Raw genomic sequence first — 26120 nt, 5'->3', positions numbered from 1 at the left:
GAGGGCTCTTTGTGGAGACCAATCAAATACTGGAAACGATTCGAATGATCGAAGAAGAAAATCTGGACATACGGACGATCACTATGGGGATTTCTTTACTAGACTGTATTGATAGCGACAGCGATCGTGCCTGTGAAAGGATTTATCAAAAAATCACAACAAAAGCAAAGGATCTTGTGAAAGTCGGCGAGGCGATCGAAGCGGAGTACGGGATTCCCATCATCAACAAGCGGATCTCTGTGACACCGATCGGGATCATCGCTGCAGCGACTCCGGATACAGATTACGTGAAATTTGCGAAGACGCTGGATAAGGCGGCGAAGGCTGTAGGCGTGAACTTTTTGGGAGGCTTCTCTGCTCTAGTGGAAAAGGGCTATCAGCACGGAGATAAAATCTTGATAGACTCCATTCCTCAAGCATTAGCAGAGACAGACTTTGTGTGTGCTTCTGTCAATATCGGTTCTACCAGAGCGGGGATCAACATGGATGCCGTTGCCCATACAGGACGAATCGTCAAAGAAACAGCAGCAGCTTCTGACTTAGGCTGTGCCAAATTAGTGATCTTTGCCAATGCAGTAGAAGACAATCCTTTCATGGCTGGGGCTTTCCATGGCGTCGGTGAAGCAGATTGCGTCATCAACGTTGGGGTCAGCGGACCGGGTGTGGTGAAACGGGCATTGGAAAAAGTGAAAGGCGAATCCTTTGATGTGGTGGCTGAGACGGTGAAGCAGACAGCCTTCAAGATTACTCGTATGGGACAAATGGTTGGAAAAATCGCTTCTGAACGGTTAGATGTTCCGTTTGGAATCGTGGATCTATCTTTAGCACCGACACCGGCCGTGGGGGATTCAGTTGCTCACGTATTGGAAGAAATGGGCTTAGAAACAGTCGGTACCCACGGAACGACTGCGGCATTAGCGTTATTGAACGATGCGGTGAAAAAAGGGGGCGTCATGGCCTGCAATCACGTAGGTGGATTATCCGGCGCTTTCATCCCTGTTTCAGAGGATGCCGGAATGATCGATGCAGTCAACAACGGCTCATTGACGATCGAAAAGCTGGAAGCAATGACAGCTATTTGTTCGGTAGGCTTGGACATGATCGCGATTCCTGGAGAGACACCAGCGAGTACGATCGCAGCAATGATCGCTGATGAAGCAGCGATCGGTGTGATCAATCATAAGACTACGGCTGTTCGAATCATTCCAGCCAAAGGGAAGAACATTGGGGAAATGGTTGAATTTGGCGGACTGCTTGGACGAGCACCTGTTATGGCAGTCAACGAAGCAGGTTCGACAGATTTCATCGCTCGCGGCGGTCGTATCCCGGCACCGATCCACTCATTCAAAAACTAATCAATAAGCTACCTACGATAAAAAACGAAGCGTGTGTCGACGAGCGCTTCGTTTTTTATCGTGTTCCTTTAGAATTTTACGCACCAAAGATGAAAACGTTTTGTGTTAGAATGAGAGGGATGAAAAAACGGGAGTGCAGACATGAAAAATAAGACCTATTTAAAAGCAAGCTTACGCGAGATCCTTTATTCAAAGGGACGCTTCATTGCGATCGTTTTAATTATTTTATTAGGAACATTGTTATATGTAGGAATCAAAGCGACAGGACCGATCTTGAATCATTCGGCGAGTCGCTATGTCGATAAACAAGACTTATCAAATCTGCAAATTGTTTCTACGGGCGGTTTGACAGCAGAGGATATCAAGCTGGCAGAAGAGATCCCCGACGCCAAAGTTGAGAGTGGTCACCAGCTCTTTTATGCAGATAGTAAGAAAAATCAAGTGGTGAAATTGTATTCATATAATGAAGAAAACAAACAAAACCAGTTACAGGTAAAGTCCGGTCATTTGCCGAAAAAGGAAAATGAGATCGTTTTGGATGAAAAGGCCAAAGAAGAAGGCTACCGGTTGAACCAAACGTATCAGATCGACCAACCGGATCAATTAAAACGAAAAACGTTCAAAATCGTCGGCTTTGTCCAATCGCCCATTTATGTCAGTACCGAAGAACGGGGCCTTTCCAATGTCGGGAACGGAAGCGTGGATTTTTTTGCTTACGTGCCTGAGAAGAATTTTTCAAGTGCTATCAAATCGGTACTCTATGTTTCCTTTGCGAATGTCCAAGAAAAAGAGACTTACGGCAAAAGCTACGAAAACACGATGGATAAAAACATTGAAAAGGTAGAGACGCTCTTTGCAGACCGTCCAGAAGAACGTGCTGCAGAAATAAAAGCAGCTGCCGAAAAGGAATTGCTTCCGCGCAAAGCAGAAGTGGCGGAGAATCTGGAAAGGCTAGACGCCGGTCAAAGGGAACTGGATCAAGCCAAAGGACAACTAGAGCAGCAACGGGAGATGATGCCCGGTGAGACCCCTCAACTGGCTCAAGCACAAGCAGAACTCGAGACGCGTCAAAAGGAACTTAGCGACAATCGCGGGCAATTACTTTCTGCACAGCAAAAAATTTCTGACAGTGAAAAAGAGCTGGCTGAACTGACGACACCGAGCTATTCCTACGAGCAGCGGTCAGATAATCCCGGATTTCAGGAATACGGCGACCTTTCTGAACGGATCGCAGCCATTGCCAATGTGTTCCCGGTATTTTTCTTCTTTATTGCTGCGTTGATCACCTTCACTACCATGACGCGAATGGTAGAAGAAAATCGAAGAGAGATCGGGACATTGAAGGCGTTGGGGTATTCACGTTTGGAGATTTCCATCAAATACATTATTTACGCGCTGTCTGCCGCCACGATCGGTATCGCGTTAGGCAGTGTGATCGGTATCCACACGTTGCCGCGTCTGGTTTTTGACCTTTCAAGTGATCGGTATAATTTCCCGGGCGTAGACGTTTTCTATCTGCCGCGCCCGATAATCCAAGCAACGATCGCCTTTTTGATCGCCAGTTTAGGAGCGGCACTGCTTGTTCTAATGAAAGAATTGCATGAAAAACCTGCGAAGCTATTACAGCCTAAAGCCCCGAAACCAGGGAAACGGATTTTCTTAGAACGGATCACGCCGATCTGGTCTCGAATGAGCTTTAACTCAAAAGTAAGCTATCGAAATCTTTTTCGCTATAAATCTCGAATGATCATGGCGGTGATCGGAATCGCCGGCTGCGCAGCATTGATGGTCGCGGGCGTTGGTCTGAAGGATTCCTTGAGCTCGGTGGGCGATAAGCAGTTTGGCCCCATCATTGATTACGATGCGATCGTTACCTTAAAAGAAGAGGCGCCTAAAGACGAAGTGAAACAGCTTTTATCAGACAACAAAAAAGTAAAAAGCGAACTAGCGACGCTGAACGAAACGATCGAATTGAAACGAAAAGGGCAAGCCACTCAAAAACTCACGATGATGGTGCCAGAAAATCGTGAAGCATTTAAAGACTACCTTCATCTGAAAGAGGCTGGAGCTCCCTTCACCCTGCCGAAAGAGGGTGCGGTGATCACCCAAAAAATGGCAGAATCATTTGACTTGAAAAAAGGGGATAGCTTGACCGTGTATGATGACGATCAGCAGACCTTCAAGGTGAAGATCGCGGCTATTGCAGACAATTATTTAGGAAACTTTTTGTATGTTTCAAAAGAGTATTATCAACAGGCGCGAGGAAAAGCGTTTGCCGCCAATAGTTTTTTGTTGAAAAATGAACCGCTGACAAAGGCGGAAGAAAGAAGCTTGTCGGAAACCTTGCTGCGCTCAGACCAGGTGACCAATACCTCATTCATCTCTACGCAGATTGAGACACAGGAGCAATCAATGAGCAATCTTGACGGGATCGTATGGATCTTCGTCGTTCTATCCGGTCTACTAGCGTTCATCGTGTTATATAATTTAACCAATATCAATGTGTCTGAACGGGTCAGAGAACTGTCTACGATCAAGGTACTAGGCTTTTACGATCGTGAGGTCACCTCGTATATTTTCCGTGAGAATTTTGTATTTACGATTTTAGGAATTTTATTTGGCTATGGCCTCGGAATTGTTTTGACCAAATTTATTTTGGATCAGGCTTCGATGGAAACGATCACGTTTCCACTGGTCATCGGTTATGGTGCGTACCTTCTTTCCGGCGGATTGACGATCCTCTTCTCCGTGATCGTCATGGTCGCGACCCATTTCCGTCTGCGTCATATCAATATGATCGATGCACTGAAATCAAATGAATGATTCTAAAAGAGAAAAGCGTTGACAAACTTTTTTTGTACGCCTATGCTTTAATCAATAGTAGAATGCAGTGAGAAGGACACGATCTTTTTTCAGAACATCCTCAGAGAAAGAAGCCATGGCTGGGAGCTTCTGATGGCGAAAACAAGATTACTCCCTTTGAGTGACCGTAACACGGTCCGGCAGATAGCCGTTATCTATCTCATGAGCCGGAGAGTCCATACTTTTCGGGAACTTGGGTGGTAACACGTTTATTCACGTCCCTATTTATAGGGACGTTTTTTTATTGAAAACCCTTCACGCCTTTTGTTAAAATTAGTAAGAAAAGGGACGCACTATAAATTGTTATTGAAAAAGCGGATCGGAGTTGAGTTGAATGTCAAAAGAAATCGAAATTGTTTTACCAAATGGAAGCAAACAAAAGGTGGCAAAAAACACCACATTGTTTGAGATAAAAAATCAATGGATGGAACGTGCAGTCATTGGCAGTATCGATGGCGAGCTTGTTGACTTATCAACTCCAGTGAAAGACAATGCGGAGATCGCTTTTTATGATTGCTCCTCTCCAGAAGGAACTACGGCAATATGCCAGTTAGTCAGTCTGCTGCTGCAAGAAGCAATCAAGGCGCACTATCCCGAAGCTCTCTTTGCAAAATCGCAACGGGAGGATCAGACGATCTGGGTCGATCTGCGAGTGGATCAACCATTGAGTGCCCTGATCTTGAAGGATCTGGAGCACCACATCAAAAAGAAATTAAAAACGGATGCTAAGATCGAAAGTGCCATTCTACCCGTATCCGAAGCGAAAGAAGTCTTTAAAGACAACGAGTTAAAATTGTTTGCGTTGGCTGAAATGCCTGCTGACCAGCCCGTTTTTGTGTATTCCTTCGGCGATGTCACCGAGTTTTTCCTTGAACCGATGGCGCTGGAAGTAGCGACGGCTGAATCCTTCTCATTGCTAAAGGTCTCTGGTGCCTACTGGCAAGGAGATCCGGAAAATGAAATGCTGCAGCGGGTCATGGGGGTAGTCTTTGCCGAAAAAGCACAGCTCTTGGCGCATTTAGACTATTTAGAAGAATCGGAAAAACGCAGCCATCAGAAACTTGGAAAAGAACTCGATTTATTTATGTTCTCTGAAGAAGCACCTGGCATGCCTTTTTATTTGGAGAATGGCTTGACCATTCGGAATGAGCTGCAAAAATTCTTGCGAGAATTGCAAGCAAAATACGATTACAAGGAAGTCAAAACGCCTTTGATCTTGAATCAGCGCTTATGGGAGCGTTCCGGTCACTGGGATCATTATAAGAATAATATGTATTTCACGAAGGTAGCCAATGAGGATTACGCCTTAAAACCGATGAACTGTCCGGGACATTGCTTGATCTACAAGGACCGCAAGCGGTCTTACCGCGACCTGCCGATGCGCATGGCGGAATTTGGCCAAGTCCACCGTCACGAATTCAGCGGGGCATTGAATGGCCTGTTGCGTGTTCGGACCTTCTGTCAGGATGACGCTCATATTTTTGTAAGACGTGATCAAATCGAGCAGGAGATCGCTTTGGCGTTAAAAATTATTGATGAAGTCTATAAGATTTTCGGCTTTGAGTACGGAGTCGAGCTGTCGACGCGGCCAGATGACTTTATGGGTGAGATCGAACTGTGGGATGAAGCCGAAGCGTCCCTTGGAAAAGTGTTGACGGATCTTGGGTATAAATACAATATCAATGAAGGCGATGGGGCCTTTTACGGACCGAAGATCGACATCCACATCAAGGATGCGTTGAATCGCAGCCACCAATGTGCCACGGTTCAATTGGATTTCCAGATGCCAGAGAAATTTGACCTGACGTATGTGGATGAAACGAACCAAGAAGCACAACCCGTGATGATCCATCGGGCAGTCTTCGGTTCATTGGATCGCTTCCTTGGGATTTTGATCGAACATTATGCAGGCGCGTTCCCATTTTGGTTAGCACCGAAACAAGTAGCGCTGATCAATGTTGCACAGCCGCATGAGGCCGGCGTTGAAGCCTTGTTCCAAGAATTTCATGCCGCAGGAATTCGAGTCGAAAAGGATCTGCGAAATGAAAAACTAGGCAAGAAGATCCGTGAGGCAGAATTGCGAAAAATTCCTTACAGCTTAGTGATTGGGGACAAAGAATTGTCAGAGGGGACCTTCGCCGTTCGCAAGCATGGCAGCGACACGATCAAGCAAATGGCTAAGGCGGAATTTATGGAATTACTCAAGCAGCAGCAACAAGAAAAAAATCATCAATATTACTAAAACAAAGACGCTGAAGTTCGCTTCAGCGTCTTTTTATGCCCGTCGTCAACCAATGTGTTTTATACCGGAAATCCTGCAGCAATTCTTCTCTTCCCCAATGGTTCGCCAACATATCCGTCAAAGAATCGATCACAAGCTTCATGGAAAAATAGAGAAAACTTACTTGCTCCTCCAATGTCGGCATCGCGAAATCATTTTGTTCTAGAAGCTCTTTCCACGCGTCTATTCCGTGGTCTGTTTCTGGCCGATAGGAAAACAGATAGCTGTTTTGTGCCAAGAGAACCAATTGACGATAACGTGCAGAAGCGTGATCCAGCTCCACGTAAAGCACTAAAAAATTTTCGATCCCTTGAAAGAAATCGCCCTCTTGCTGGGTCATGTGATCAATGATCTCCCCGTGGATCTGTCCTGCGTAATAATGAATCAAATAATCGTAAGCATCGCTTAAATCCTCAAAGTATTTATAAAAAATCCCTCGCGACATTTGCAATGCCTCCACGATGTCACTCACTTTCACTTGACTGACAGGTTTCTCGTAAAAAATCGTCACCAATAGATCGCGGATTTCTGCTTGCCGCACCTCTGATAAATTTAGAAAAGTTTTTTTCGGCATGCGCTCACCTCATCTCGGAAAAAGTCGTGTCTTTTTAATTAGTATAGCACAGAAGCAAAATCGGTGACATTTTGTCACTTTGGGCGTATTCTTTCATCAGAAAGGGTGAGTGAGATGTTTTTAGCTTGGAAAGAAATTCGTTATGCGAAATTAAGATATGGCCTGATCGTCGGTATTATGATCCTAGTTGCATATGTGGTGTTCATGCTGTCAGGTTTGGCAAATGGCTTAGCAGACGGCAATCGGACAGCGATCGATGATTGGGGGGCGTCGGCAATTATCTTATCAGAAGACAGCAATAAAATCGCCAACGCGTCACAACTGCAAGCAAAAGATACGGATCGTGTGACAGCGAAAGAAAAGGCAGGAATAGGGATCTATTCTACGGCTGTAGAGAAAAAGAGCGGCGGGGATAAAACCAATGTATCGATCTTCGGCACAGATAGTGACGCATTTGTAGTCCCAAAAGTTTTAGATGGGCGCTTGTACAAAAATACAAATGAAGCCATCGTATCAGAAAATCTTTTGTCCGAAGGCTACAAATTACATCAGGAGATAAAGGTGAATGATCAGACCGTGAAAATCGTTGGTGTGACAAAGGAAACGACCTACACCTTGGCGCCTGTGGTCTACCTGAGTCCATCCATGTTCAAAACGTTGAAGTATGGTTCTCAACCAATGGAGAGTGAGCCGATCAGTTTGATCGCAACGAAGGGGACGACCTCGATCGATACCAAAGAAGGCCAAACGAAATTGGATAAAATGACTCCGGAAACATTTATTGAAAATATTCCCGGCTATACCCCAGAAAAATTAACGTTGAATACGATGATCTATTTTTTATTTGTCGTTGTTGCAGCGATCATTGGTATTTTTATGTACGTCATTACATTGCAAAAGACCGCGATCTTCGGTGTTATGAAGGCGCAAGGAGTGGCAACAAGCTATTTGGTTCGCTCGCTTTTAGCACAGGCCTTTTTAGTCGGAGTACTCGGGGTGGCAGCGGCAGTTGGTCTGAGTGTGCTGACGAGTTTGGTCTTGCCAAGCGCGATGCCCTTTGCCGTTCATTGGGAAGAATGGGCACTCTATAGCGGGATTCTAGTCGCAGTCGCAATGGTCGGAGGATTATTCTCTATGCGTACAGTCACAAAAGTCGATCCAGTAACAGCGATTGGAGGAGAATAAAATGAGCGATGTATTGACGATGGAAAAAATCGTGAAAAAATTTGGTGAAGGTCATACAGAAGTGACCGCTTTGAAAAAAATCGATTTTCATGTGGAAGAAGGAGAATTTGTCAGTGTGATCGGACCGTCAGGATCTGGGAAAAGTACTTTTTTGACGATTGCCGGCGGATTGCAGACACCGACAGAAGGGACGATCCGGATCAATGGCACAGATTTTGGGAAAATGAAGGAGAAAGAACGCTCCAAGGCCCGGTTCAAAGAAATCGGCTTTATTTTGCAAAGTGCCAATCTGATCCCTTTTCTAAAGGTCAAAGAACAGTTTCAATTAGTAGAAAAAATTGAAAAAGAAAAGAACGCTGCAAAAATCGAAGAATTACTAAAATCACTGGATATTTGGGAATTACGAGAAAAGTACCCCAAAGCCTTGTCTGGTGGTGAGCGCCAACGGGTCGCCATCGCCTGTTCCTTGTTCAATGATCCGCAGCTGATCTTAGCAGATGAGCCCACTGCAAGCCTGGACTCGGATCATGCTTATGATGTCGTGAAGCTTTTAGCCAAAGAAGCGCATGAGCGGAACAAAGCGATCGTCATGGTGACCCACGATGAACGAATGACGACATGGAGCGACAAGATCTATCAAATGAAGGATGGCGAACTTTTAGAAAAAGAATAGTTGCTAAATTCCCTGTTTCCTGTGTATGATGGTTTGGTCGATAATTTTAGAAAGCAGGGAATCCATGGATATTTATTTAAAAAAAGCAGCACTTCATATCGTCGATCGCGAATCCGGTGGTCCGATATACAGCCAGAGTGAATTAGACTTAACGAAAGAATATATACGAGACTATCTGACGAAGAAGATTCAAAAACTCTCCTCCGCTCAGACAAAAACAGGCACATTGGCAGAAGACTCGACCTTCGCATTTTTGAGTCAGCAGTCGGAACACGACTTTTTATCCGCGAGTGAAAAAATCGTGACTCGTTGGTATGAAGCGTACAAGGAAAGCGAAGAGGCCCCCAGTGCAGATGCCTTTGTTGTGTTATATGAAGAGAACACACAATTATACCTCGCCTTTTTAAAGGTGAATTATCATGAAGGGTACACACATCTCGTCGATTCAGATGAGGCAGGGTTGAAGAATGAGCTGATCATTCACCGGGCATTATTATCCAGCAAATCGCAGAAAGCAGATGAAGGCATCGTCGTTCATTTGAGTAATTTGAGTTATGAATTAATTGAAAAAAAATACCCTTTTTCTGGTGAAAAGCGTCTCTATTTTTCTACGCAGGTCATCGAGAGCCGACCAGCACCTTCGCTGGAGGAAAATGTACGTGTGATCAAAAAAGCAGCCGAAAAAATCGGTGAAAAATTTGAAAATCAAAAGCACGACGTGATCGCGGATGTAAAGGAAGCTGTCTACGATATTGTAGAAGAAAGCGGCCAAATCGATGCAAAGGTCGTCGCTCAGAAAGTATTCAAAGACAATGTTTCCGCACAAATGGCCTTCCAAGAAGAAGTGGTGGAAAAAGGATATGTAGATCAGGCCCCGCTTTTAAGAGAAGTACGCGAAATCACAGAAAAAAAATACGGCAAACAAAAGTTGAAGCTCTCCAACGGCATTGAATTGATCGTACCGTTAGACGTGTACCGCAACCCTGAGCTGATTGAATTTATCAACAATCCAGATGGAACGATCTCTGTGACGATCAAAAATGTGGACGAAGTGATCAATCGTTTGTAATAGAAGCTGTTATGAAAAGTCATTTTTTAAATGGCTTTTTTTATTTAAAGACGAACTGGAATTGAGCTGCCTCTAAGAATACGCTACACTAGAGAAAATAAGTGGAGGGATCAGATGGAAGCATATCAAGAGTTTTTTCGGATTGGACAATATACTGATACGGCAGCGATGACCGGCTGTACCGTGATTCTGTGCGAAGACGGGGTAACCGGGGGCGTTTCTGTTCGTGGCGGTTCGCCAAATACACGAGATACAGATGCACTAAAGTCTGAAAACAATCGGAAGTTCGTTCATGGTGTCACCTTATCTGGCGGCAGTGCTTTTGGGTTGGCAGCAAATGCGGGCGTCGTGGATTTTTTAGAAGAAAATAAAATCGGACGAGACATGGGGATCACCTATGTTCCCAATGTTGTTGGCGCGAGTCTTTTTGATCTTAGGATCGGTCGTTCGGATGTTCGCCCAGATTATCAAGCGGGACGTAAAGCCTGTGAAGAAGCATTTAACGGTCAGCTCTTTCAAGCAGGCAACCATGGTGCGGGCACCGGCTGCAGTGTCGGAACGGTCAATGGCGTACAAAACGCCATGAAGGGCGGTATCGGAATTCATACGATGCGTCACGACAAGTTATGGGTAACCGCTGTGATCGCAGTCAATGCGGTAGGAGACGTGTTCGATGAAGACGCTGGTAAGATAATCGCTGGGGCAAGAAAACCTGGTGAGAGTAAAATTGGTTTTTCGGAAGAATTATTTCTCGACTATTATCAAAAGGAAGAGGCCTTATTTGATGGAAATACGGTCATCGGCTGTGTGATGACGAATGCGACGTTCCCTAAAGCGAAAATGAATAAATTGGCTGACCTCAGCCATAATGGGATCGCTCGTGCCATTCGGCCCTCCCATACTACCTATGATGGCGATACATTGTTTGTGCTAGGCGCAAATCAAATACAGGCAAGCTTCGAAGCAGTCTCGATTTTAGCCGTTGAAGCAGTTCGTCAAGCCATCATCAAAGGCACGAAAGCAGCAGAGACCTACGGCGACTTTTTAAGCTATCAAGAAATATAAACAACCCCCCGCAAAGACACTTTTCGTCTTGGCGGGGGGTTGTTTTTGAAGAGGAAAGATAACGGATTGTCTAGCGCGATTAGGACTAAAATCTGATAAGTCCCCACGCCTACGATTCTACTAACCTGCAAAAGCAGGAAGAAGAACTCGCAAAAAAGACTAGCCAGGTTCGGCTAGTCGATGGGGAAGAGTAGTTTATTGGACGCGTGGTTCAGATTCTAAGTTGTCGCTGATTTTGTCTGTTTGGTTGCCAATGGCACTTTTCGCACGGTTAGTTTGTTTCGATGCGAATTTACCAGTTGTTTGAGCAGCGCTTGTTACTTTATCTTGAACTGTTTCGCTGTCTTCTTCATACTCTTCACGAGTTTTGATGTCTACAACGTTCACGTTTACTTCGATGACGTCTAAGTGAGTCATTTTGTCGACTTGTTCAGAAATCAATGTTTTCATTTGTTCGTAAATGTCGTCAATGTCCTTGCCGTATTCAGCAACGATATCCATGTCAACAGCAACTTGTTTTTTACCAACTTCAGTACTGATACCAGAAGTAACATCGTCGCTGTTTACTAATTTGTCTTTGATGTTAGAGAAGAAGCCGCCGTCTACGGTCAATAGTCCGTCTACGTTTTCCAAAGCAATACCAATGATTTTTTGAATTACTTTGTCTTCATAAGTTAATTCACCTTTGACCTCTTTTTTTGGTTCTGTTGATTTGATTGTTGTGTTTTCCATTGTTTTCTCCTCCTAGGTTTAGTAATGTATGAACTTTTTCAAAAAGAAAAAGCTTATCCAATTTTGATTGTATGGTGCGACCCTATTTCTTTAAATAGTCGTCTAAAACATGATTGTTCTTTAAATACGTACCGAGAGCTACGCCGATGACTGTGATCACAATAAGTAAGATCGTTTTAAAAAAGCCGATGGTAAAGAAGAGCACCGCTAAGATAAAACCGAGGATACCAAAGATCACAGGCAATTTGTCTCGTGTCAAAAATTCTTGCATGGCTGTTCCTCCTATTCTACTCGCGGCCGAGTCACTGTTGTTTCAACGGGTGTTGGTTCAAGTGCTTGAATTTTAACTTTAATTGAAACTTTTTCTTCAGGGCCTAATAACCCATGAAGCATTGTTTCAACATTCTGAGCCCAGAGATCTGTTTTACCTACTAAGCCAGACGTTTTCTTCAACTGCCCACGAACGTGCACTCTGATCTTATTTTTTGTTGCTGATACGTTGACTTTGGGACTGTCCATAAAGTCTTCCTGTTTGATACTTGTCCGAACATATCCCTCAATTGCCCGCTTATCCAAAGCCAATTGTCCACGATCTTCTTTTAAGTTGAACTTGGTGACTCTCTTTGGATAGAAAAGAATGACAAAAATACCGATGACCGTCACAATGGCTAAAGCTGCTGCTACCCAGAATAAATAGATCTGAGCGTACTGATTCGTTAAAACGAATTGTTGCAATGAGCTGAAGTCTAACGGATTTGAAGCGATAAAGTAATAAATTGCTGCAACGGATAGAAAAACAGAAAGTAAAACCAGAGAGATAATAATTAAGATGGTTTTGAGAACCTTACTCATACCGCACCTCCTCACTTCAATATTTTTAAATTGTTTACACTAAAATAATAAAATGATAACCCTTTTAAGTAAAAAGATTTGCTCACGGCAGCGGTAAAAGATTCTTTTTCCAGTAGAATAAACCAATATAAATGAATGAATAATAACAAATTACACAATTTTTCATTTTTTTTATCGGTTAAGAAAAAAATGATGGAGCGTTCCTTTTGTGTAAAAAAAAGAAGTGTGACAAGAATTCTGCCCACTTCTTAAAGGATTTATTTAGCGTTCTTTCCATTTTCGATAACGGCGATACAAACTTTCAATAACTAAAAACAGGATCGACAGGGCCGCCACAGAGTACCCAAAAATCCCCAGATCAGAAATCAGCGTGTCGCCTCCAGAAGAGGTCTGAACAAGAATGGATGAACCGATGACCAATGCAGAAAGGATCAAACCGATCACGAGGCGATTGACCATCGCTTCGGCTCGTTCTAATAGGTTACGCTGATTTTTTAGCTCAAGATTCAGCTTTCCTTTTCCTTTGGCCAACGTATCAATCGCAGTCAACGCATGACTAGGAAGTTTGGGCAAGGCTTTTAATGAGGACAAATAATCTAGAACCGTTTCTTGCAGTTCATCTTTCAGGTCCAATTGTTGAATAAAATATTTTTGGGCGAAAGGAGCGACGACTTCAAATAGAGATAAATCAGGGTTGAGGTCTTCGATCACGCCTTCGAGGGTACCGAAGGCTTTGATCAACATCGTCACGGAATCATCGATTTGAAGGTTGTTGTCGTGACAAATGATGACGACTTGCGAGAAGACTTTTTGCAGATCGATCTCTTTCACAGGCAAATTCAGATAGCGATTCAGAAAGTCATCCAGCTCATAGGTGAACTTTTCCTCATCAAAAGGCCCGACTTGTTTGCAGATCGCATGGACAGCATTTGTGATTCGCTGATTGTCCTTGCTGTAGATGGCGATGATCGTATTGCTCATCTTCGCTTGCATCTCGCGATTGATCGTTCCCATCATCCCAAAATCGATCACATTCAAGCGGAAGGGCCGAAGTTTTTCATTTCTGGTAAATTGGATCTCATAGGGGGTGCGACCGACCGTTCCTTGATGCTTTCTCGTCTTTAGCTGCTGGTCCTTTTGATTTTCTTCCTTGCTCATCACCTGCAACAAAAGGTTGCCTGGATGAGGGTCGGCATGGAAGAACCCATCCTCAAAGACCTCTTTCATAAAGTGTTCGATCAATAATTCACTGACAGTCTTTTTCAATTCCTTATAGGTCAGTTCTTCTTGTACGATTTTTTCGTCTTCCGCATTGATCAATTCTCGTAAATTCGTGCCGGACATCATTTCCATTACGATGATTTTTTTTGTGGAATAAGCAGGTTCCATTTTTGGCACTCGAATTTCTTTCCAGCCATTATTCAACTGATAGAATTCTTCCGCCAACTTTCGTTCCTTTTGAAAGTCCAGTTCATTTTGCAGAGAGCCGCGAATTTCCCTCAAAATACTTTTCAAGTCGATCACTTTGCTTTCGGGGACCCAGTTAGCGATCGGTATGGCTTTTTCAAAGAGGGACAGATCCAATTCGATCTCAGAAGCGATTCCAGGATGCTGAACCTTTACAACGACTTTTTGTCCGTTTTTCAAAGAAGCATGATGGGCTTGGGCAATGGAAGCAGAAGCGAAGGGGCGTTCATCAAACTGTTCAAAGACTTCCGTCAGCGGAAGGTCGAGCTCTTTTTCGACAAGCGCCTTTACTAAATCAAAATCATCCGTTTTTACACCGTCTTGCAGCTTCCGCAGCTCTTTCGTGAAATCCAGCGTAAAAATATCCGTCCGAACAGACATCATTTGACCAACCTTGATAAACGTTGGCCCCAATTCCTCAAAGGCTTTACGCACCTCTTCGGGATTCTTTTGCTGGGTAATATTTTTGACCACACTATAGCGATTGATGATTTTTACGATTTGGCGCAATCGTGCAGCTCTAGATTTTTCTCTCAATGCGGGCACCCCCTCTGATCAGCAGCGTATAAATCTATTAATCCTATCTTACAAGAGATGTTTCGGATATACAAATACCCCTGAATCTCCGAAGATAGTCAGGGGGAGGGCAGTCAATGATTTGTGACGACTTGGATCAGTTGCATAATGCAATAGGTAATACCCGCAGCGATAACAGGCCCCGCAGCGATTCCCTTTAGGAATACGACGCCCATGATCGTGCCGAAAACTAAGGCAACTGTCACTTCAGGGGACTGGTTGATCAACCCGACACCTTTTGAAGAAAGGACAGCCACCAAAACACCGCAGATCGTCGCGATCCAGCCTAAAGGGGATTTTAGGGTGTTGAGCAGATCTTTTAAAACGATATCTCCCGTCGCGATCGGCACTAAGATCGTTGCGGAAATTAATGTGACCCCCCAGTTAATTCCTTGCTTATTTAAAATGGATAAGAATTTTTCTGAGTGAGGGATTCCTTTTAAAACTAAAATCGCAAGAGTCGCAATCACTAAACTTTGATTTTTCGCAACAACTGCAATCAATAAAATGACACCTAAAAATAGCCAGCTTTCCATAGTTCCACTCCTTATCTGAGGTATTTTCTTTAGAAGTAGCCAAAGCGATTTTTACATCGTATTTACTATACAAGATAATCAATGAACTTGCGACTTTTTTCCGAAGCCACTTTAGTGTAAGCTTAATTTAAGAACCGATTCGATCGTTCATAATGAAAGTACAGTTAGGAGCAGCAGATGAAAATAGGGTTACGTACTATCAAAACAGCAGTGGCGGCTCCCGTTGCGCTGTTATTAGCAACAGGAATAAATCTTGAGTCCGCGTCTTCGGCGGCGATCATAACCATCTTGACCGTTACGAATACCAAGCGATCTACCGCAAAAACCGCGTTGAATCGCTTGTTTTCTTTGACGCTTGCCACAGCGATCGCTGCTGCTTGTTTTTTGATTTTAGGATTTCATCCGATTACTTTCGGCTTATATCTGTTGATATTTATTCCGCTGTCGATCCGTTTAGGGTTGTCAGAAGGCATAGCGGTCAGCTCCGTTTTGATCACCCATTACCTTGCAGCGGGAGAAATGCCTGTCAGTCTGATCATCAATGAATACTTGCTGATGATCATCGGCGTCAGCTGCGCACTGGCTGCAAATCTCTACATGCCCAATACAGAGAAAAAAATTCAGGAAGACCAGGTTGTGGTGGAAGTATCACTGAAACGGATGCTGGAGAAGATGTCCGCGTACCTCAATCAGCCAGCAAAAGAAGAACTGCTGCGGCAAGAGTGTTTGTCGTTGCGAGGGTTTGTTCGTCAGGCACAAGAGCGTGCGCAAGAATTTGAAGAAAATCACTTTTTTTCTGGAAACAGCTATTATTTTGAGTATTTTGCCATGCGGCGACTTCAATTAAAGGTTCTCTCAGATATGCTGCAAATCTTGAATCGATTGGATGCGGCAGCAGAAGATGTTCAGGAGCTGCGGGAGTTGTTCGAGTTTACTGCCCAGACGCTGGCCGAAGACAATGACGGTGCAGCGATCCTAGAAAAAATCGATGAAGCAGATCAACGTTACCAGCAAAAGAAATTACCAGAGAGCCGCCAAGCCTTTGAAGAACGGGCGATGCTTTTTCAGCTTTTTCAATTGTTCCAAGATTTCATCGAGATCAAAGCAGGGTTTTATCGAAACAAATAAAAGAAGAATCAGTCTTTTGTCCCATGTAAACGAATGGGAAATTCTTTATCATGAGGATAAGAAAGCACAAGTGAGGGGTATAAAAAATGAAAAAGATCATTATCGGGTTGATTTTGGTGGGTGCAGCTTTAGTAAGTATCAGTAGTATGTTTTATCATAATCGTATGAGTACTGAGGATTTCACAACGACGAAGACGGTCAAACAGTTGAATGTAGAGGATCGCAGTATGCCAATCACTGTTGTTGGTGTGTCTGGAAATCAAACGAAAATAAACTACAAGAACAGCAGAGGGGTCAAGTACAAAATAAAAGAGAGCAATGGCACATTGGATGTCGAACGAAGAAAAACGATCGGCGTCAATTTTAGTATCTTTAACTTTGGTGAGCGCAATTCAAAGATGACTATCGAAGTTCCGAAAAATCAATTGAAAGAACTGGAGATTGAAACATCAAACGCGGGGATTTCAGCTGAAAATCTGGATCTCCACACGCTGGATATGGAAACTACTAACGGCAAGGTGTCGCTCTCTGAAATCGATGCTCGCTCTGCGGATGTTGAGACAAATAACGGAAAATTAGAACTGAAGAGAATGAATTTCAACGAAGGATCTTTTGAAACAAGCAACAGCAAAATAGTTCTTGAAGAGCTGAAGTTTGATGAAGGAGAGTTCCAAACGTCTAATGGAAAGGTCGATCTGAAGGAATTAGACCCCGCTAAGTCACTAGATATTCAAACCAGCAACGCAAGAGTAGAAGGGACGGTAGTTGGGAAAAAGGAAGACTTTTCAATTATTTCTAAAACGAGCAATGCTTCAACTAATCTAGACAATCGAGACAGCGGATCGAAAGAACTAGAGGTCAGAACCAGTAACGGAGAGATCGAGGTTGATTTTGTCAGGTAATAGCTTTGAAAAAGTGACGTGTGTGGTTTATTAGCCCAACGGGACACGTTGCTATAATCGCTGACTAAGCAGGAAAAAGGAGTATGACCTCGTTGTCATACTCCTTTTGGCTGTTTATTTTTTTTGCATGATGTTCGTGTCTCTTTGGAAGCGCCAAACCATGAGGGTCTCGGATATCGCTAAATATAGAAATAGTCCTGCGATGATCAAAACGGCATTTGTCCCAAAGGTGCGGTATGAGAAGACGGAAACGATCGCTCCGGTGATAAATGCTGTGACCACTAGAAGAAAATGAATGAACCGCGTCTTGGCGCCTTGATCCTTCGTACTCAGATAATCATAAAGATTGGTTGCGACTCCTTTTAGATTCCCTGTAGTAAATAAATTTGTATAAGTAAGGCCATTGATTTTATCAAAAGATATCCATTGGATTGCAGCGGTAAATGCGATCATAACAGTGATCACTGCTGGATGCGGCTGCAAGAAGGACAAGCTGATGACGAAAAATACCAGTGCTTCAAAATACAGCAAGAACAATCGCCAGAAATGAAGTTCTTTTCTTCTAAAATAATCAATCATAAATTTAGCCAAAAGGATACCAATAAAAAAGAATAGGGTGGAAAGCAGTTTTTTTCCAACCATGTTCCATTGTCGTTCATACGCCTGAATAATCGCCAAAATTAAATTCCCTGTCTGAGCAGAGGCGAATGCTTCGTATCGGATATAGGTGTAACTATCAACCATACCGCCAATAAAAGTCAGCACCAAGCCCACAGAACGATTCTCATGAAAACTATTATTCATCTACTATTCAACTCTTTTCGCTGACTATCTTACCACATTTTTTCAGAAAATCGTTAATCATCTTTCGTCGCTGCGTTAGATAGCTGAGAAACTGATCCGTTGAAGATTAGTGGGTCTTGTGGGAAATCTAGCGTAGTGGTAAGCGAGATTCCTCGAATAAAGGAAAAGAAAGGCCTGATACGCAGAAATAGCTGAAAACCTACATGAAGTTTTCATAAGAAAATTTTAAAACTTTCCTCTTTTTATCTAGTAAAAGCAGATGATTTCATTTTTTTAAAATGAATAATTCGGTCTAAGGTTTGTTTTTCAAAAAAAGACAGTGTAATGAACTAAAGACAGCGGGTTTTTACGAATAATTGAAGGAAATACCCGATAGGAGTAAGATAGTCATGGAGTGCTATCTTTTTCGATAGAATATGTTAGAATGAAAATGCTTTTTATCTGTGAACATGAGGGGAATTGAGAACATACCATGCCTGTAAAAAAAAGGACACCATGGTTAGAGGCGTTATACGCGGCGATGCCGCTTTGTTTTAGTTACATTCCTGTTGGCTTAGCTTGCGGAATGCTTCTGCAAAAAGCGGGATTTAACATCTTTTTAACGGCCTTGCTTTCGATGCTTGTTTTTTCAGGAGGCGCACAATTTTTAGTCGTCTCTATGATCAGTGTACACGCATCATTTGTGTCCACCATCTTAATGGTTTTCTTCTTGGAACTGCGCTATGCGTTATTGGGTTCCAGTTTATCGCAATTTTTTAAAAAAGAAAAAAGATCCTTTATTGCACTGTTCTCACAGTCAATGAATGATGAAAATTATGCAGTCAACTATTTAAAATATTCGACCGATCCAGAGTGGAATCGTAAGAAAGCGTTATACGTCAATTGGTTTTCGATGGCTTCTTGGACAGCCAGTACAGTGGTGGGAACGATTTTTGGTTCCGTGATCCATGTAGATACCGAATTGGTTCATTTTGCTTTGACGGCAATGTTCATCTTTATGTTCATGATGCAGTTGAGCAATGGTCTTCTATTGGCTACCGGGTTGTTGTCCGGCGGGTTAGCTGTTGTTTTCATGCTGGTATTCAAAAATACGTTTGGCCTGATCTTGGCTACGTTGTTAGCTTCCTTTACGGGTTACTTGATCGAGCGTATTCGAAAGACAGCCAACACGAACAATGACGGACCGGATCATTACGACCTGACGGGCGGGGAGGTTCATCATGAGTAATACTTCTTTATTACTATTGATCCTTTGTCTGTTTGGTGCTTCTTATCTACCCAGACTTTTTCCGATGCTGTATTTTTCGCAGCGTCAAGTTCCGCAATGGTTCAGTGATTGGATGAAATATGTACCGATCTCATTGTTTGCGGCTTTGGTATTTAAGGACGTATTTATCAGCAATAACCAGTTCGAATTGATCGGCAACGTGCGGATAATCGCGATGTTCTTGGTTGCTGGTGTCGCGTATAAGACGCGTTCAATGGCAATCTCAGTGATTACAGGATTGGCCGCGGTTTTTTTACTTTCAATGATGTAAGCAAGAGGGACATTTCCGAATGGAAATGTCCCTCTTTTTTAATTTTGATATTCGGCAATGGGCCGATACGTTAGAATCTGCATTTTACGATAAAATTCAGAGGGAAGATTTTTCCATGATTGCAATAAATTACGGAAAAAGCCGCCGTCTGCATTGATAATATACTCGTTCAATAAAAGACCAAATGATTTCTTCGGCTGTTCTTTGACTAATTTTTTATAGAACGCGGTAGCTTGTTCTTGATTATCAGCGACAAAAAGTGTGTTGACTTCTACATACGCGCCTTCGATATTCTGCGTTTCTTCAACAAAGTACACGGATTTAGTAACTTTTTGCTTCTTCATCTTGTCAGTCATCCTTTCTTTGAGCTACTCATAGCTTACAAAAGAAATATTAACTAAAGATGAATGAATCGGTTCTTTCCTTCAAATAATTATGAATTTTTTAAGTCGTTTGGCAAAAATAGTTTAAAGTTGCTGCCTTTGTTCGGGGAACTGTTGACTTTGATCGTTCCATGATGTAGTTCAATGATTTGTTTTGCAAGCGCCAGGCCGAGGCCGTTTCCCTTCGTCTTGCGGCTGGTATCGCTTTGATAGAACTTGTCGAAGATACGGTCCGCAACGTCTTCAGTCATGCCGATCCCTTCATCACGGATAGTGATCGTTTGGCCGTCAGACTCATTTGTCAGGTGGACATGGATCTTGCTGTTTCTAGGACTGTATTTGATGGCATTGTCCATTAGATTTAGCCAGACTTGATAAAGAAATTCTTCGTTGCCTTCATAATCCGTACGGGGAAGGTCTAAATCGAGTGTCAAATTAAGCTGCTCCCATTTTGGCTGCAAGAATAGAATCACTTCGCGGATTTGCTCATCTAGACGAAACGTTTGAAAGTCTAAGCCTAGTCCTTGATTCTCTAATTTGCTCAACTTCAAAACATTGTCTGTCAGGTGAGTCAACTGTTGCGTGCCGTCTAGCATTCGTTCTAAATAATTTTTTCGCTCTTCTATTGTTAAGGTGTTTTTTTGGAGCAACTGGACATAGCCTTTGATCGTAGCGATAGGTGTTTTAAATTCATGGGACACTGTTGAAACGAAATCATTTCTCAGCGTCTCAATACTGCTCAACTCCTTCACCATGACATTGAAATCATGATAAAGCTCCCGCACATCTTCCACATGCTGCTTTTCCTCTAATTGGACATCGAAATCGCCTTGAGAGACATTGCTCATCGCTTGGCGAAGGTCTCCGATCGGCTGAAGAATTCGTTTACCGACAAAAAACGAGAGGGCAGCACCAATGACCAAACTTAAAAAGATGATGAAATAAAAGGGAAATAAATGCCCTTCTCGTTCAGGTGCCAATAATTGAAAGTGATTGATCATGACAAGCAGGCCGACGAAGACAGCTAACACAACGACCATCAATAAAAAAGTGATGGCAGCGAAATACATCCATAACTGGGGGAATAGTTTTTTTCTCATGAATGGATGACCACCTTATAGCCCAAGCCGCGAATGGTCTCGATCGAAAAATCAGGATTGTTTTCCAGTCGTGTTCGCAAGCGTTTGATATGGACATCGATGGTGCGCTCGTCCGTGTCGGAGTCTAATCCCCAGATCTCATCCATCAATTGTTGGCGAGTAAAAATTTTATTTGGATAGGCCAGCAATTTATACAGCAGCAAAAATTCTTTTTGCGGCAGGGTTTCTGTTTGATGGGAAGTTTTGATTTGATAGGTTTCTTGATCCATTCGTGTATCCCCTACGATCAATTCTTTTGTGTGGACGATTTGCGCCCGGCGCAGCAGCGCGTCGACACGCAGCAGCATTTCGTTCACGTCGATGGGCTTCACCATGTAATCATCTACACCAATCGTGAATCCACGTTTTTTATCTTCGAAAGAATCCTTGGCAGTAATAAATAAAATAGGGAGATCATACCCTGCATCCCTCAAGCTTTCAGCCAATTCATACCCATCCATGTCAGGCATCATGATGTCGCTGATAATCAGGTCAATAAACTGTTTATCTAAAATAGCTAAAGCCTCGATGCCGTTCATCGCTCGGAAGACTTCGAAGCGTTCGTTTTTTAAAGCAGATTGATAAAGGATTGATAAGTTTTCATCATCTTCAACAATAAGTATTCGATTCATTTGCGTTGGCCTCCTTTTTGCTTAATAATAGTAGCAAATCACTGTGAACCTACTATGAATTTTTGTTCATTTTGAGTTAATAATGCCATGGTATCTTGGCAAAGTAAACTAAGAGAAAAGGGTGACACAATGTTAGAATTAAAAGATATAAAAAAATATTACCATGTGGGAGATACGACGACCAAAGCATTAGATGGTGTATCTGTCGCATTTCGTCGACAAGAATTTGTTGCTATTTTAGGTGCCAGCGGTTCTGGGAAAACAACGATGCTGAATGTGATCGGCGGATTGGACAACTATGATTCCGGGGATATGGTGATCGATGGCACATCTACGAAGACGTTTAAAGACGCCGATTGGGATGCCTATCGAAACAATTCTATCGGATTTGTTTTTCAAAGCTACAACTTGATCAGTCATTTAGGGATTATTGACAATGTCGAACTTGGGATGACCTTGAGCGGTGTATCGAAGGAAGAAAAGCAACAACGTGCTGAGGATGCACTTACGCGAGTTGGCTTAGCAGAGCATATGCATAAGAAGCCCAACCAGTTATCCGGCGGACAAATGCAGCGAGTAGCCATTGCGCGTGCCTTGGCAAATGATCCTGACATCTTACTCTGTGATGAGCCAACAGGGGCTTTGGACACAGAGACCAGTGTTCAGATCATGAATTTGATCCAAGAGCTGTCGAAGGAAAAATTAGTCATCATGGTGACTCATAACCCAGAATTAGCCACTAAGTATGCCGACCGTACGATTAAATTCTCAGACGGCCGTATCATGGATGATTCCCACCCCCATATCGAAGGAAAAAAGGGCGAGGAATTTCAATTAAAACGGACAAAGATGAAATTCGTAACGGCGTTGAAACTTTCCTTTAACAACTTGAAGACTAAAAAGGGACGGACCTTCTTAACAGCCTTTGCCTCAAGTATCGGGATCATCAGTATCGGGATCGTTCTCTCCTTATCAAGCGGATTCCAAAAGCAAATCGACAGCACACAAGCAGAGACGATGGCGAAATACCCGATTACGATTTCTAAAACCACGACCGATCAAACGACCAATCGAAACCAGGCGTTAGGGTCAGACAAAGCGAGTGGTTCAAGTAAGGGAAATGAAAACAATATCGTTGCCAAAATCAGTGACGAAGACCGCGCACAGCATACAAATAACATCAACCAAGAGTATGTGGATTATATCAACAATATCGATCCCAAGTTGAGCAACAACATCGGTTTTACACGCGTAGTGGGGATGAACCTGTTGCGTGACGTGAACGGCGATGTGAAGCCGGTTAAATTATCCAATGAAGCGCCAGACAGCGGTCCTTCTATGATGAGTGCAATGTCCAGCATGACTGGGATGGGCGTCTCTTCATTCCCAACACAGTTAGACAAAAGTTCAGGAAATTTCTTAGAAGATAATTACAAATTACTATCCGGTGCATATCCAAAGGCTACGACAGACGTGGTATTGATCGTAGACGCGAACAATAGTACCAACATCAATTCATTGAAAAATCTCGGATTCGATGTCAAAGACGGTGAAAAGATCGACTTCGACAAAATCGTCGGAACGGAATTTAAACTGATCAACAACAATGAATATTATTCGAAAGTACCTACAGGAAACTTTATTCCAAATAATGACTATCAAGCCATGTATAACAACGCAAACAACGATACATTAAAAATCTCAGGGATTTTACGTGTAAAACAATCTTCCACGATGAATCTTTTAGCACCAGGCATCGCCTACAGCAACGAGTTGACATCAAAAATTGTAAAAGACAATGAGAACTCTGAGATTGTTCAAGCGCAAAAGGATACAAATACGAATGTGATGACCAATGAAGCCTTGGATGATACGACGAAGGAAAGCACGATCGCTTATTTAGGCGGAAACAGTATTCCAAGCAGTATCATGATCTATCCGAATAATTACAAAGACAAAGAACAGATTTTAAGTTATTTAGATGATTACAACAAAGGAAAGAAAAAAGAAGACAAGATCATTTACACAGACTTAGCTGGTACGATGACTGAGTTGACTGGTGGCCTGATGGATGCGATCACCTATGTATTAGTCGCATTTGCTGGGATCTCATTAGTAACAAGTATGATCATGATCGGTATCATTACTTACACTTCTGTAATCGAACGGACAAAAGAAATTGGTGTCTTGAAAGCTTTAGGGGCTAGAAAAAGAGATATCACACGCGTATTCGATGCAGAAACATGTATCTTAGGGATCGCCTCGGGAACATTGGGCGTGCTTATTGCATACCTCGCGACCTTCCCAATCAATGCGATTTTGTACAACATGACTGAATTAAAGGATGTCGCACAATTAAATCCTGTCCATGGCGTAATTTTGATTGTTGTTTCAACTGTACTGACAATGATCGGTGGACATATTCCAGCACGAATGGCAGCGAAAAAAGACGCTGCGATCGCTTTACGAGCAGATTAAAAAAAGAAGGAATGCCCGCATGTGGGGCATTCCTTCTTTTTGCTTAAATTATAAAAAAGTAATTGAATATCGCTAAAGCGATGCAGCTTAAAGCAATGATTCCGCAAACAATCAAATGCAAGCGTTTATTCATAACAGCGACTGCTATAAATTCTCTTAAGAAAGCATTCGGCAAATAATAACGGGCTGTTTTTGACCCTATACCGTCAATTTTTAAACCAACGGCTTCTGCGTACATGCCTGCTCTGAAGATGTGATAGTTATTTGAAACGAAGATCGCATGGTAGCCGGAGGGTTTCTCACGATCCATGATTTCTTTACTGAACCGCATGTTTTCAAGTGTGTTCGTCGATTGTGCTTCCATGAGGATATCCTCGTCAGGAATGCCTTGTTCCAAGGCATATTCTCTCATTGCCTGCGACTCAGGAACTTTTTCATCGTGTCCTTGACCGCCAGACATCAAGAGCTGAGGCGGGGATAACGTTTTTTTGCTTTGTTCGTGATAGAACTGAATGGCGCGGTTGATTCGATTGGCTAAGAGAGGCGTTACTTTTTCTCCATTGATCAATCCAGCACCCAATACGATCAGGTAGTCTTGGTTGTATTTTGGCTGGTTAAATTGATAAAGAAGAGAGATCGACAGGAAATTCCAAAAGACAACGAAAAAATAAAAGGCGATCGTTGTTGGAATGGCTAATAAAATCACAGACCAATTCGGTAAGATTCGAGGGCCAACCGTCTGTAAAAGAATCAAAGCAATGATCGCCAAGCCTAATATCAAGGTTAACAAATTGGGCAGCTTGCGAGATTCGTGACGCAAGACGACGAAGCTGTTGCCGATCAGGAAAATGATTGCTGCGTATAATCCAAAGGCTACGGCAAATAAAAACAATACTGCCAAAATACCCAAGATTCCAGCGCCGATCAATGAACTGGAGGTGATAGTCATAAGGGTTACATACCCCATGAAGCTGATCAATGTCAGATTCAGCAGCCAGCCATTTCGTAACCGGCTTTTTTCTTTGAAATAAAAATAGCAAAAGAATAAAAGAAAAAATAGCGGAATCAAAATGAAGAAGCTTTTATTTTGAATCTCCAATATGCAAAAATATAAGACCAGAAAAATCCCTGTCCAACGTGAAAAATAGTGGAATTTTTTCCCCTTAAAGCGAATCATCAAACCCATTAAAACGATAAAATAAATTGCCATAGCAATTAAATCTCGTTGTATATTCATCCCATCACTTCTTTCATTTTTTTTCGATTAATGATTGATGCCATGACCAAGTATATCAAAGAAAAGCAAAAATGCGCAGTGAAGAACTATTAGTTGGTTTTCTTGGAGAAGATTAGTAGAATTGAGGTAAAGGAGTGCTGCAGATGGAAATTGAAGGTGTGACTCGTGTAGATTTGCCAACACTTTTTGTAGTTGGCAAGGAAGGCCGAGGATTAGCTGAGGAAGGTCCTTCGTGGGTCCCTTTATTGTGGGATCAAATGAATACCAATTTTGACGAGGTCGTTGAACTTCTGGCAGGTCAAGAAATGAAAGATCTGCAATTATGGGGGCTGATGAGCGACGGCGAGCAGTGGTTAGAACCGTGGCAAAAAGAGGGACGCTATTTGGCAGGAATCCAAGTACCAAAAGAGGCAGAAGCGCCTGAAGGATGGGTACGCTGGGAATTGCCGCCAATGAGTTACCTCACGATCAAGGCGAGTGCTGAAAAAATTGAGGACGCGACGAATTTGATGCTGGGAGAAATCTTCCCTTTAGAGAAGCTGGAACTGGCTGGCGCCATCCATGAGCACTATTTGCCGCATTTTCCAGAAGGCGAAGTAGAATTATACTTTCCCTTCAAAGCAAAATAAAAGCTTTCGACTTCGGTCGAAAG

24 protein-coding genes are annotated in these 26120 nt (G+C 42.8%); 13 read left to right on the top strand and 11 right to left on the bottom strand.

The window, feature by feature from the left end; translation table 11 throughout:
• Positions 1-11: 11 nt before the first annotated feature.
• The 3 genes from A5868_RS12000 (at position 12) to thrS (ending at position 6459) form a co-directional block, all read left to right on the top strand.
• Entirely contained in the window at positions 12-1355 is a 1344-nt protein-coding gene (locus tag A5868_RS12000; RefSeq protein WP_010779832.1) for a PFL family protein, read from the top strand.
• 141 nt (positions 1356-1496) lie between these two features.
• On the top strand, positions 1497-4178 hold the full coding sequence (locus tag A5868_RS11995; RefSeq protein ID WP_086303355.1) for an ABC transporter permease: 2682 nt from the start codon (positions 1497-1499) through the stop codon (positions 4176-4178).
• A gap of 373 nt (positions 4179-4551) precedes the next feature.
• On the top strand, positions 4552-6459 hold the full coding sequence (thrS, locus tag A5868_RS11990; protein ID WP_086303356.1) for a threonine--tRNA ligase: 1908 nt from the start codon (positions 4552-4554) through the stop codon (positions 6457-6459).
• Positions 6460-6481: 22 nt separating this feature from the next.
• Here thrS and A5868_RS11985 read toward each other — a convergent pair whose 3' ends face one another.
• Positions 6482-7072, bottom strand: a complete 591-nt coding sequence (locus A5868_RS11985) for a TetR/AcrR family transcriptional regulator (protein ID WP_086303357.1) — start codon at positions 7070-7072, stop codon at positions 6482-6484.
• A gap of 114 nt (positions 7073-7186) precedes the next feature.
• Between A5868_RS11985 and A5868_RS11980 the strand changes: the two genes are divergently transcribed.
• From A5868_RS11980 to A5868_RS11965, 4 genes are all read left to right on the top strand, one after another.
• Positions 7187-8257: an ABC transporter permease gene (locus A5868_RS11980; protein WP_086303358.1), complete on the top strand. Its 1071-nt coding sequence runs from the start codon at positions 7187-7189 to the stop codon at positions 8255-8257.
• A gap of 1 nt (position 8258) precedes the next feature.
• Positions 8259-8930 carry an ABC transporter ATP-binding protein gene (locus tag A5868_RS11975; RefSeq protein WP_086303359.1) on the top strand — a complete coding sequence of 224 codons (672 nt, stop codon included), beginning with the start codon at positions 8259-8261 and terminating at the stop codon, positions 8928-8930.
• A 64-nt stretch (positions 8931-8994) separates the two neighbouring features.
• Positions 8995-9999 (top strand): nucleoid-associated protein, encoded by a 1005-nt coding sequence (locus A5868_RS11970; protein ID WP_086303360.1) that lies wholly within the window; start codon positions 8995-8997, stop codon positions 9997-9999.
• Positions 10000-10113: 114 nt separating this feature from the next.
• Positions 10114-11064 carry a P1 family peptidase gene (locus tag A5868_RS11965; protein WP_086303361.1) on the top strand — a complete coding sequence of 317 codons (951 nt, stop codon included), beginning with the start codon at positions 10114-10116 and terminating at the stop codon, positions 11062-11064.
• Positions 11065-11259: 195 nt separating this feature from the next.
• On the opposite strand, the gene A5868_RS11960 is transcribed toward A5868_RS11965, so the two are convergent.
• The 5 genes from A5868_RS11960 to A5868_RS11940 form a co-directional block, all read right to left on the bottom strand.
• Positions 11260-11796 (bottom strand): Asp23/Gls24 family envelope stress response protein, encoded by a 537-nt coding sequence (locus tag A5868_RS11960; RefSeq protein WP_010779840.1) that lies wholly within the window; start codon positions 11794-11796, stop codon positions 11260-11262.
• An 82-nt stretch (positions 11797-11878) separates the two neighbouring features.
• Positions 11879-12067, bottom strand: coding sequence for a DUF2273 domain-containing protein (locus A5868_RS11955; RefSeq protein WP_010779841.1), 189 nt, complete (start codon positions 12065-12067; stop codon positions 11879-11881).
• A gap of 11 nt (positions 12068-12078) precedes the next feature.
• On the bottom strand, positions 12079-12648 hold the full coding sequence (gene amaP / locus A5868_RS11950) for an alkaline shock response membrane anchor protein AmaP (protein WP_010779842.1): 570 nt from the start codon (positions 12646-12648) through the stop codon (positions 12079-12081).
• Between the two features lie 261 nt (positions 12649-12909).
• Positions 12910-14652, bottom strand: coding sequence for an ABC1 kinase family protein (locus A5868_RS11945; RefSeq protein WP_086303362.1), 1743 nt, complete (start codon positions 14650-14652; stop codon positions 12910-12912).
• A gap of 113 nt (positions 14653-14765) precedes the next feature.
• Positions 14766-15227, bottom strand: a complete 462-nt coding sequence (locus A5868_RS11940) for a DUF441 domain-containing protein (RefSeq protein ID WP_086303363.1) — start codon at positions 15225-15227, stop codon at positions 14766-14768.
• 177 nt (positions 15228-15404) lie between these two features.
• On the opposite strand from A5868_RS11940, the gene A5868_RS11935 reads away from it, so the two are divergent.
• Together A5868_RS11935 and A5868_RS11930 are read left to right on the top strand one after the other, a co-directional pair.
• Complete coding sequence (locus A5868_RS11935) at positions 15405-16355, top strand: aromatic acid exporter family protein (RefSeq protein ID WP_086303364.1); 951 nt, start codon at positions 15405-15407, stop codon at positions 16353-16355.
• A gap of 86 nt (positions 16356-16441) precedes the next feature.
• Positions 16442-17257 carry a DUF4097 family beta strand repeat-containing protein gene (locus tag A5868_RS11930; RefSeq protein WP_086303365.1) on the top strand — a complete coding sequence of 272 codons (816 nt, stop codon included), beginning with the start codon at positions 16442-16444 and terminating at the stop codon, positions 17255-17257.
• Positions 17258-17371: 114 nt separating this feature from the next.
• Here A5868_RS11930 and A5868_RS11925 read toward each other — a convergent pair whose 3' ends face one another.
• A complete protein-coding gene (locus A5868_RS11925) occupies positions 17372-18061 on the bottom strand; it encodes a YoaK family protein (protein WP_086303366.1) in 690 nt (229 codons plus the stop codon).
• Between the two features lie 472 nt (positions 18062-18533).
• Between A5868_RS11925 and A5868_RS11920 the strand changes: the two genes are divergently transcribed.
• Together A5868_RS11920 and A5868_RS11915 are read left to right on the top strand one after the other, a co-directional pair.
• Complete coding sequence (locus A5868_RS11920) at positions 18534-19289, top strand: AzlC family ABC transporter permease (RefSeq protein ID WP_010779848.1); 756 nt, start codon at positions 18534-18536, stop codon at positions 19287-19289.
• Positions 19282-19599 (top strand): AzlD domain-containing protein, encoded by a 318-nt coding sequence (locus tag A5868_RS11915; protein ID WP_010779849.1) that lies wholly within the window; start codon positions 19282-19284, stop codon positions 19597-19599. The genes A5868_RS11920 and A5868_RS11915 overlap by 8 nt, the downstream gene beginning before the upstream one ends.
• A 38-nt stretch (positions 19600-19637) precedes the next feature.
• Here the strand turns inward: A5868_RS11915 and A5868_RS11910 are convergent, their stop codons facing one another.
• The 3 genes from A5868_RS11910 to A5868_RS11900 all read right to left on the bottom strand — a co-directional run bounded on the left by A5868_RS11910 (position 19638) and on the right by A5868_RS11900 (position 21753).
• Positions 19638-19943 carry a hypothetical protein gene (locus A5868_RS11910; RefSeq protein ID WP_086303367.1) on the bottom strand — a complete coding sequence of 102 codons (306 nt, stop codon included), beginning with the start codon at positions 19941-19943 and terminating at the stop codon, positions 19638-19640.
• Between the two features lie 89 nt (positions 19944-20032).
• Positions 20033-21082 carry a sensor histidine kinase gene (locus A5868_RS11905; protein WP_086303368.1) on the bottom strand — a complete coding sequence of 350 codons (1050 nt, stop codon included), beginning with the start codon at positions 21080-21082 and terminating at the stop codon, positions 20033-20035.
• A complete protein-coding gene (locus tag A5868_RS11900) occupies positions 21079-21753 on the bottom strand; it encodes a response regulator transcription factor (RefSeq protein ID WP_086303369.1) in 675 nt (224 codons plus the stop codon). Before A5868_RS11900 ends, A5868_RS11905 begins: the two co-directional genes overlap by 4 nt.
• A 129-nt stretch (positions 21754-21882) precedes the next feature.
• Between A5868_RS11900 and A5868_RS11895 the strand changes: the two genes are divergently transcribed.
• Entirely contained in the window at positions 21883-24231 is a 2349-nt protein-coding gene (locus A5868_RS11895; RefSeq protein WP_086303370.1) for an ABC transporter ATP-binding protein/permease, read from the top strand.
• Positions 24232-24274: 43 nt separating this feature from the next.
• On the opposite strand, the gene A5868_RS11890 is transcribed toward A5868_RS11895, so the two are convergent.
• Positions 24275-25468 carry a YdcF family protein gene (locus A5868_RS11890; protein ID WP_086303371.1) on the bottom strand — a complete coding sequence of 398 codons (1194 nt, stop codon included), beginning with the start codon at positions 25466-25468 and terminating at the stop codon, positions 24275-24277.
• A gap of 143 nt (positions 25469-25611) precedes the next feature.
• Here A5868_RS11890 and A5868_RS11885 point away from each other — a divergent pair, with 143 nt between their 5' ends.
• Positions 25612-26097, top strand: coding sequence for a GyrI-like domain-containing protein (locus tag A5868_RS11885; protein WP_086303372.1), 486 nt, complete (start codon positions 25612-25614; stop codon positions 26095-26097).
• The last annotated feature ends 23 nt before the right edge of the window (positions 26098-26120 follow it).

It is taken from the genome of Enterococcus sp. 12F9_DIV0723 (assembly GCF_002174375.1).
Classification (GTDB): Bacteria; Bacillota; Bacilli; order Lactobacillales; family Enterococcaceae; genus Enterococcus_A; species Enterococcus_A gilvus.
Note: the sequence above shows the minus strand (reverse complement) of the source record. Positions and strands in the feature narration are given on the sequence as shown.